This is a genomic window from Alteromonas abrolhosensis, assembly GCF_001953635.1.
Lineage (GTDB): Bacteria > Pseudomonadota > Gammaproteobacteria > Enterobacterales > Alteromonadaceae > Alteromonas > Alteromonas abrolhosensis.
Genome location: NZ_MEJH01000025.1, coordinates 1 through 8,502, shown reverse-complemented (window position 1 = coordinate 8,502; position 8,502 = coordinate 1). Strand labels below are relative to the sequence as shown.

Here is an 8,502-nt window from a genome sequence, read left to right as displayed (position 1 = left end):
CGTTCCACCATTCAGCAAAAAACCCCGGAATCATATTGGCGATTGGAGAATAAAAGTAGGACATTACCGCGCCAAGGACAGCAAGAGTGAAGCAAATAAAATACATAAAATATTGATTAGGTTTGTACGTTAACGTTGATGGAATTGCACCCAAAAAGAATAATAACTTGTTCATATCAGTTTACTCGGCTGTTTATATATTGAACACATGGAGGCGCTAATTGAAAAAGCAAGTTTCATGAGGCAACTAACACCCGCATAACAGGCAAAAATACGTAGGCTACAATACCAAGCGAAGCGCGGGGAGCCTATGTGTTTTTGTCCCTTGTGTTAATGCGCTTGTTATGTGCGTATGCTCTATAAGAGCGACTTTTCAATGATTATAGAGCTCCAAATGAAGCCTGTTGTTATCGCTATCCAAAAATTCGGAGGCAACTTTAAAAAATAGAAATCATGTTGAAGTCCGCCCTTATAAACTAGTTCAAGATTATCGTTACCATTTACTATTCTTCGAAGCTCCTTCTCGGCATTAATGACGCGACCTTGTGCCTGAGTAACCATAGTTGAAAGAACTAATAAGCTTGCGAAGCCCGCTACTGAAATGCTTACGACTAGCTGTGCACTATCTTTCCAAATCACAGATACAGCAACAAAAAAGAGGCTTTGTACCGTATACAACGTTTTTATTCGTTCTTCTAATCGAGTTGTCTCAAATTCTATTATAGAACGGATCTTTGAGGCTAATTCTTCTAACTCCATGAATGTCTCAATCTCCTTAGCACGTAACATTAAGCTAAGCGGCGCAGTTGCGTGGGGCATAATGGCAAAGCCGCCCCGCGTAAATGCGTCCCAGCGAACGCAGTGAGTGACTTGATTTTTTTGTTATGGGCGTCCCTAAAATTACCTAGAATTTGCATTTAATCTGATACTCCTTTTCTCCAGTTTTCCATTTTGCTGACTAAACCTGGGTAGCGCCAGTCCATGATATAGATAAAAGGCGATAAAAAAAGAACAACCAAACCCAATAACAACAGAGATTCTCTAATAGAGCTGATACCCAATTGGTTAATTTTGGTTTGAATAATAGATAGGAATCGCAGCATGCCGAAAATAAAAGGTAGCATTAAAAGATAATGCTTAATCAAATTAGAAACTGTTCTTTGTTTAGCTATATGGCGAGTTTGAAGCCTGCAATGAAACTCTACAGTTAACGCATTTAGGATAGTTGCAATTACTGCTATTAAAGCTAATTCAAACAATTAAAATATCCATATCGTAGAAGCACATAACTTTTCAATAACGGGCGCAGACATGTGGGGCATAATGGCGAAGCCGCCCCGCGTGTATGCGTCCCAGCGAACGTAGTGAGTGTGTTGATTGAGTTGTTATGTTGCACAGCCCAATACGGCCTATTTTTCATTAAAAACCATTTGCTTGAAGCATGTTACTGCCTCTTGAACATCCTTGAAACTTTTTAGTTCAAAGCGATTTCCACGCTCAAAATAGAATACTTCAATTTCACTACGTGCATCATAGATACAGAAGCCTTCGTAAGACGGAAGGGTGTCTATTGCATAGATTGACTCGTTCACGCCACGAGCAATCATTTCTTTTTTCAGTTCTTGGAGTTCAATTCTCATCGTGCTACATAACACCCCACTAAGGGGCGATAACGCATGGGCTAAAATTAGGAACGAAGTGACGCAGCCCATGTGTTAGCGTCCCAGCGAGCAGCGCGAGCGCCTTTAGTGTTTTGTTATGTTCAATCTTCATCGGGTAACCTTATTAACGTCAAAAAGGCTCTTAGCAAACCCCAGATGAAGCAAACTACTCCAACCATCAGGACAAAGGCTAAAATCAAATACTGATTTATAAACAATGAGTGGCTATCGTCCATAAATGGCGCCGAAGCAAAGATAAAAAATACGCCAAGAAAAACATATCCTATAGCTTTAAAATAAGGCTGTCGGCCTTTTGATAGCCTTAGTATCTCTGAAAGCTCTCTGTTTAACCAATTTGACTCAGGCAGAAATATACTAAACAGGCTTGTTGCCACGCTGAATGCGGACCAACTGGCTACTAATAACGAAGCGAGGAATATGGTTGTCGGAGAGTTGTGTCTTGAAAAATATTCTTCATTATTTCCAATGGATTCAAGGCAGAAGTATGCAATAAGAACGCTTAAGGCCAATATTACAAAATTTAAAACTATCTTTTTCATATACTGAATTTAAGTCATCCTTGATTGAACATAACTTTCAAATATGGGGCGCAAACACGTGTGCAATAATGGCGAAGCCGCGCACGTGTTTGCGCCCCAGCGAGCGGCAGCGAGTGACATAATTTGTTTGTTATACGCAATAGCCAAAATCAACCGCCATATTGCATTACTAAGTAAAAGCCACAAACTAAACATACCGAAACAAAGCAAGGAATACCAAATAACTGCAGTTTTTGTTTTAGCGCCAGAGACTTTAAGCTAGCTAAAAGAGCAAGATAAGGGAGCAATTGTGATAAGAAAATAGGAATGATGAAAACGCTTATTGGATAACCAACATAATTTGCAATGAAATCGCCTGCATTACCTACATACCAAATTTGAAGTAAAAAATTGAGTAAGCAAACTAATACAACAAGACCAATAAATTCCTTTTTACTCACAGGTTTCCTTTTGCGTATAACATTAAGCTAAGCGGCGCAGTTGCGTGGGGCATAATGGCGAAGCCGCCCCGCGTAAATGCGTCCGAGCGACCGAAGGGAGTGGTCTTTAGCGCTTTGTTATAAGCAGAGCCAGTTCCTTTGGTCTTTTTAAAAACTAATGAAGCCAGCATACGATTGATTGTTAACACAGACAAGAAAAACGACTGTGCATTGATGTTTTTGAATTGACTGACGCTAGCCGCCATTTGAACTGTCTAACGCATTGGCGCTTGTTGACGTTGAATAATAACTTGGCGATAAAGCGCCTAATGCGCAACCTTTGATTTGAAAGCGGCGGATATAAACCTACCACAAGCCAGAGCGATGCTAATGAAAACAGGTGAGGGCAGTTGCACTGGGATTTTTATAAAGCCAAACGAAGATTAGGCTGACGCCTTATAACACCCGCATAACGGGCAAAAATACGTAGGCTATAATACAGAGCGAAGCGAAGGGAGCCTACGTGTTTTTGTCCCAGCGAGCCCGCGAGCGAGTTTATGCGTTTGTTAGCTTTCATGCTTTTTCAAACCAGAAGTGCATGCTTTTCAATGCCTCCGATTCACGTTCAGATAGTGGAAAAGATTTAAGTTTCTCTAGTACTATTCCGATTTCTTCTTTTCCACACTTTTCTACGAAGTAGAATACTAATTCCTCTACGCTTACGTCCCAAGTTGGGAGACAAACTCTAAGCATTTCCAATGGTTCTAGTTTAACTTTAGGTTTGATTTTAAAAAGCATTAAACCAGCATTATTTTGACGCGCAAATGATTCCGGACATGACTCCATGAGGAATATTGAGAATAGCCCGTCAAAAAGAGCTTTTGACTTCACTTTTCTGAGTTTGTTTTGCAGATCTCTTCTCTCTGGTTTGTTGGTTGAACCATATTTGTCAGAGTAGGAAATAACTAGTTCTGAAACTTCCGTTTTGTTCAATATTACTCCTGAAAGCTAACGCTAAGCTTTGGGGCGCTGATACGTGGGGCATAATGGCGAAGCCGCCCCGCGTATTGGCGTCCCAGCGACCGAAGGGAGTGGCAACAGCGTTTTGTTAGGCATGTTCCCACCACGAAGAACTTAAATAATGAATTGGAATGTCGTTTTCCCAAGGATCTATACCTTGTTTTTCCAATGAGTCGAACCATTGTTCTCTTCGGGATGACGGCAATTCTGCACCACACCAATTGCAGTATTTCATGATTGAATATTCATAACCGCTATTCAATCTCAGCCCATACTCTTGATAAACCCCACTGTAATAAATTGGGTGTTCAGCATCTTTAATTGCATCTTCCATGTCTGTACAACAACACTTAGGTAGTGATTGTCGTTCATTTCTAAGCATCATTACTATGGTCATATCGCGAAATGCCTAACACCCACATAAGGGGCAGTAACACGTGGGCTAAAATCCGAGCGAAGCGACAGAGCCCACGTGTTACTGTCCCAGCGAGCCTGCGAGCGGCTTAATGTGATTGTTATAAGTCACTTCACCTTTTCTAAATCGCCGTCATCAAAACCAACCGTGACATTTGGTGCACAGTTAAGAATTGTTTGTTGGCCTGAGTTTATTATTTGTTGCACCGACTCCACTACTAATTGTTGAACAGAATGCCATTCGGTTAGATCTACATTAAGCACTAGATACTTATTTGACGGGATAAAATCTTCATTGCAAGCCCAATCATCATTATTGGGATCATACTCGTTTGAGCCAATAAGGTAGGCAGTGAACGAATCTTGCGACTGAAACAAACCAATGTTAATTGCTTCGAGAGATGGCCTTTCGGTAATGCTCTCAATCCATGATTGAAACTCAACATTCATTAAATTAGCTTCCATGACTTATAACATTAAGCTAAGCGGCGCAGTTGCGTGGGGCATAATGGCGAAGCCGCCCCGCGTGTATGCGTCCCAGCGAACGAAGTGAGAAGGTTAATTGGTTTGTTATATGCCGGTAGTATCAACTTTCTTCCCGCAGTGAATACAACATACTTTACCACTAAACCATTTGAGAGCTAGCTCAGTGCCACTATCTACATTTGAATTTGGGTGCGGCTTTTTGAAGAATGAGACTGTAATTGCTTTGCCGCAACTAGGACATTTCACAAAAAACGAAAGCAAGAATTGTAAGACTGAAAACACTATACCGATAAGAATAAAGCTTAATAACAAGAGATTGTTCACTTGTTTCCCAAAGAAATAGGCAACCGGAAGAATTACGAAAACAGCAATCAATATGCTACCCGCTCCAACATAAGCGAACATTGCATTCATGACTCCAATTCTTGGTTTAATTCTCAAATTATCTCCAAAGGCATATAACTTTTAAATAAGGGGCGCAGGCATATGGGGCATAATGGCGAAGCCGCCCTGCGTGTATGCGTCCCAACGAACGAAGTGAGTGACTTAATTTTCTTGTTAGGTGCGATTTTATTTTATATACAAAGAAACAAAAACGTAAAAAGACAAGACAAGTATATTTACTATTATTGGAGCAGCTATAAACCACCATATAGCTAACCATCTTTTAACTTTAAAATTTGTAGCTACAGCTTTATAACTGGCGATTAGAGACCAAACAACAAAAACCATAGCTACAATTGAAAATATATAATCTTCACTATAGAAGCTTAAATAATCTTTATAACAAATAGTTACAATAAGCATTCCTATTGCAACTGGTAAGGCGTATACCATATTAGAAATAACGTAAATAGAGCGTCCTAGTTCTCGATTGAACTGACCAGCACCACACCACTTTATTCGTAAGTTATAAAACCAACCGCCGATCCACCATATTAACCATGCAAAGAGAAGACCGATAACCAAAGATACAGACCAAAATACAAACCAGCTAGTAACTATTGTGTTTAATAGAGCCTCTTTAGATTCTGGTACATTAACCATATCGTAGCGAATTACTTTTTGCTCTATCCTTTCAAAGACGACAATGACACTATAAAAAGTCGTAGCCAAAAAGATGAGCCAACGATTTTCAAGTAAGTTTGTATCTGAAAAGAATTGTGAGGGTCTAAAATATAGACGGTAAAATTGATTGAAAATTGATGTCATTTAAATTCCGTTTTTGAAAAAACACAATAGATTGAACATGTGTTTGAGCACCTAACTTTTAAATAAGGGGCGCAAGCATGTGGGGCATAATGGCGAAGCCGCCCCGCATGTATGCGTCCCAGCGAACGCAGTGAGTGACTTGATTTTTTTGTTATGTGCGTCCCTAAAATTACCTAGAATTTGCATTTAATCTGATACTCCTTTTCTCCAGTTTTCCATTTTGCTGACTAAACCTGGATAGTGCCAGTCCATGATATAGATAAAAGGCGACAAAAAAAGAACAACCAAACCCAATAACAACAATGATTCTCTAACAGAGCTGATACCCAATTGGTTAATTTTGGTATGAATAATAGATAGGAAGATCAGCATGCCGAAAATAAAAGGTAGCATTAAAAGATAATGCTTAATCAAATTAGAAACTGTTCTTTGTTTAGCTATATGGCGAGTTTGAAGCCTGCAATGAAACTCTACAGTTAACGCATTTAGGATAGTTGCAATTACTGCTATTAAGGCTAATTCAAACAATTAAAATATCCATATCGTAGAAGCANTCCACCATTCAGCAAAAAACCCCGGAATCATATTGGCGATTGGAGAATAAAAGTAGGACATTACCGCGCCAAGGACAGCAAGAGTGAAGCAAATAAAATACATAAAATATTGATTAGGTTTGTACGTTAACGTTGATGGAATTGCACCCAAAAAGAATAATAACTTGTTCATATCAGTTTACTCGGCTGTTTATATATTGAACACATGGAGGCGCTAATTGAAAAAGCAAGTTTCATGAGGCAACTAACGGCCCGCATAACGGGCAAAAATACGTAGGCTACAATACCAAGCGAAGCGCAGGGAGCCTACGTGTTTTTGTCCCTAGCGAGCGCAGCGAGTGTTAATGCGTTTGTTAGGTGAAAAAGCTAACACAACCTAGTCTTGGATTAACAATGAATTTCTACATTTTTTACAACGAAGCTCTACGTGCATAAAAAGCTTGGTGAAAATACCAAAGAAGGAAGCGACAATACCAACAATAAACACATACAAGAATGAAGGCGAAAAAAACACGAAGGCCAAAAAAGTAATGGCATAAAGCATTAGTGCAAGCGAAAGAAGCGAGTTCCGTATACTTCTTGAAAAGACATATTCCGCCTCGTTGTAACAAAGCAAACAGCAAGCGATATCTTTTTTCTTCAATCCAAAGGTAAACATTCCGGTTTCACCTAACGCTAAGCTTTGGGGCGCTAGCACGTGGGCTAAAATCCGAACGAAGTGAGACAGCCCACGTGTTAGCGTCCCAGCGACCGAAGGGAGTGCCAACAGCGTTTTGTTAGGCGTACAAAGGAACGAACGCAGCTTTGCTGCCACCACTAGCCGATAAGGCCGCGTGTTTAAATTATTAAATTTAAGATAAAACAACCCTGTGCGAAATGCCAGATGTTAAGGGCATTGCTGGATAAAAGAGCGAGCTTAGACAACTTGTTATGCTGAATGTTGGCGTTGCGGTGTTAATGAAAAGCGCGTTGCTAAAGTCGTTAAAATAACTGAGAAAGCTAGCTGTGAAGAGAACCTAGCGAAACAACCTTGATGCTTCAATGTCACGGTTAAACCCACTTTTTATGCTGTAAGTAAATGACGCCTAACATTAAGCTAAGCGGCGCAGTTGCGTGGGGCATAATGGCGAAGCCGCCCCGCGTAAATGCGTCCGAGCGACCGAAGGGAGTGGTCTTAAGCGCCTTGTTATAAGCAAAGCCAGTTCCCTTGGTCTTTTTAAAAACTGATAAAGCCAGCATACGATTGATTGTTAACGCAGACAAGAAAAACGACTGTGCACTAGTGTTTTTGATTTAGCTTAAGCTAGCCGCCATTTGAACTGTCGAACGCATTGGCGCTTATTGACGTTGAATAATAACTTGGCGATAAAGCGCCTAATGCGCAACCTTTGAATTGAAAGCGGCGGGTTTAAACCTACCACAAGCCAGAGCGATGCTAATGAAAACAGGAGAGGGTAGTTCCACTGGGATTTTCATAAAGCCAAATGCAGTTTAGGCTGACGCCTTATAACATTAAGCTAAGCGGCGCAGTTGCGTGGGGCATAATGGCGAAGCCGCCCCGCGTAAATGCGTCCGAGCGACCGAAGGGAGTGGCCTTAAGCGCCTTGTTATAAGCAAAGCCAATTCCTTTGGTCTTTTTAAAAACTGTTGAAGCCAGCATACGATTGATTGTTAACGCAGACAAGAAAAACGACTGTGCAGTGATGTTTTTGATTTGACAGAAGCTAGCCGCTATCTGAGCTATCAAGTGTAATGGCGCTTGCTGGCTGAAAATAAGAACTAGAAGGTAAAGCGCCTATTACACCACCTTTGAATTGAAAGCGGCGGATTTAAACCTACCACAAGCTAGAGCGATGCTAATGAAAACAGGTGAGGGTAGTTTTACTGGATTTTTTATTTAGCCAAACGAAGCTTAGGCTGACGCCTTATAACTTCTAAATATGGGGCACAAACAGGCAGGCTATAATGGCGAAGCCGCCTGGCTGTTTGTGTCCCAGCCCGCCTGCGGGCGACATAATTTTTTTGTTAGGAGACATTACCAGAATGCCTCTACTTGCTTAACTAAAAGTGATGCGGGTATGTCAATGCCTGTAAGATTTTTCCCAGAAAGATTTACTCCCACTACTTTTTTATCTTCTGGCAAGATAGGTAAGAAGTACTCTTTAAACTGCTCCCA

General features: G+C 40.7%; 12 protein-coding genes. All 12 read right to left on the bottom strand.

Features of this window, described 5'->3' with window-relative positions; translation table 11 throughout:
* Positions 1-357: 357 nt before the first annotated feature.
* The 12 genes from BGK61_RS19300 to BGK61_RS19655 all read right to left on the bottom strand — a co-directional run bounded on the left by BGK61_RS19300 (position 358) and on the right by BGK61_RS19655 (position 8,073).
* The gene (locus tag BGK61_RS19300; RefSeq protein ID WP_076012870.1) at positions 358-759 is read right to left on the bottom strand and encodes a hypothetical protein; all 402 of its coding nucleotides are present in this window, start codon (positions 757-759) and stop codon (positions 358-360) included.
* 158 nt (positions 760-917) lie between these two features.
* Positions 918-1,259, bottom strand: a complete 342-nt coding sequence (locus BGK61_RS19295) for a hypothetical protein (RefSeq protein ID WP_076012869.1) — start codon at positions 1,257-1,259, stop codon at positions 918-920.
* Between the two features lie 150 nt (positions 1,260-1,409).
* Positions 1,410-1,640 (bottom strand): hypothetical protein, encoded by a 231-nt coding sequence (locus BGK61_RS19660; RefSeq protein ID WP_057794160.1) that lies wholly within the window; start codon positions 1,638-1,640, stop codon positions 1,410-1,412.
* Between the two features lie 122 nt (positions 1,641-1,762).
* Positions 1,763-2,221, bottom strand: a complete 459-nt coding sequence (locus tag BGK61_RS19285) for a hypothetical protein (protein ID WP_076012868.1) — start codon at positions 2,219-2,221, stop codon at positions 1,763-1,765.
* Between the two features lie 149 nt (positions 2,222-2,370).
* On the bottom strand, positions 2,371-2,661 hold the full coding sequence (locus BGK61_RS19280; protein WP_076012867.1) for a hypothetical protein: 291 nt from the start codon (positions 2,659-2,661) through the stop codon (positions 2,371-2,373).
* A gap of 552 nt (positions 2,662-3,213) precedes the next feature.
* Positions 3,214-3,633: a hypothetical protein gene (locus tag BGK61_RS19270; RefSeq protein ID WP_076012865.1), complete on the bottom strand. Its 420-nt coding sequence runs from the start codon at positions 3,631-3,633 to the stop codon at positions 3,214-3,216.
* A gap of 115 nt (positions 3,634-3,748) precedes the next feature.
* The gene (locus BGK61_RS19265; protein WP_157888805.1) at positions 3,749-4,057 is read right to left on the bottom strand and encodes a DUF6980 family protein; all 309 of its coding nucleotides are present in this window, start codon (positions 4,055-4,057) and stop codon (positions 3,749-3,751) included.
* A gap of 125 nt (positions 4,058-4,182) precedes the next feature.
* Positions 4,183-4,524, bottom strand: coding sequence for a hypothetical protein (locus BGK61_RS19260; RefSeq protein ID WP_076012864.1), 342 nt, complete (start codon positions 4,522-4,524; stop codon positions 4,183-4,185).
* 120 nt (positions 4,525-4,644) lie between these two features.
* Positions 4,645-5,001, bottom strand: coding sequence for a CpXC domain-containing protein (locus BGK61_RS19555; protein ID WP_157888804.1), 357 nt, complete (start codon positions 4,999-5,001; stop codon positions 4,645-4,647).
* A 129-nt stretch (positions 5,002-5,130) separates the two neighbouring features.
* The gene (locus BGK61_RS19245; RefSeq protein ID WP_076012861.1) at positions 5,131-5,772 is read right to left on the bottom strand and encodes a YIP1 family protein; all 642 of its coding nucleotides are present in this window, start codon (positions 5,770-5,772) and stop codon (positions 5,131-5,133) included.
* 186 nt (positions 5,773-5,958) lie between these two features.
* Positions 5,959-6,300 carry a hypothetical protein gene (locus tag BGK61_RS19240; protein WP_076012860.1) on the bottom strand — a complete coding sequence of 114 codons (342 nt, stop codon included), beginning with the start codon at positions 6,298-6,300 and terminating at the stop codon, positions 5,959-5,961.
* 1,530 nt (positions 6,301-7,830) lie between these two features.
* Complete coding sequence (locus BGK61_RS19655; RefSeq protein WP_234349558.1) at positions 7,831-8,073, bottom strand: hypothetical protein; 243 nt, start codon at positions 8,071-8,073, stop codon at positions 7,831-7,833.
* Positions 8,074-8,502: the final 429 nt, after the last annotated feature.

Coding starts and splice junctions, on each gene's coding strand:
- BGK61_RS19300 (WP_076012870.1), bottom strand. CDS start 759: ATGGAGTTAGAAGAATTAGCCTCAAAGATCCGTTCTATAATAGAATTT.
- BGK61_RS19660 (WP_057794160.1), bottom strand. CDS start 1,640: ATGAGAATTGAACTCCAAGAACTGAAAAAAGAAATGATTGCTCGTGGC.
- BGK61_RS19285 (WP_076012868.1), bottom strand. CDS start 2,221: ATGAAAAAGATAGTTTTAAATTTTGTAATATTGGCCTTAAGCGTTCTT.
- BGK61_RS19265 (WP_157888805.1), bottom strand. CDS start 4,057: ATGACCATAGTAATGATGCTTAGAAATGAACGACAATCACTACCTAAG.
- BGK61_RS19260 (WP_076012864.1), bottom strand. CDS start 4,524: ATGAATGTTGAGTTTCAATCATGGATTGAGAGCATTACCGAAAGGCCA.
- BGK61_RS19245 (WP_076012861.1), bottom strand. CDS start 5,772: ATGACATCAATTTTCAATCAATTTTACCGTCTATATTTTAGACCCTCA.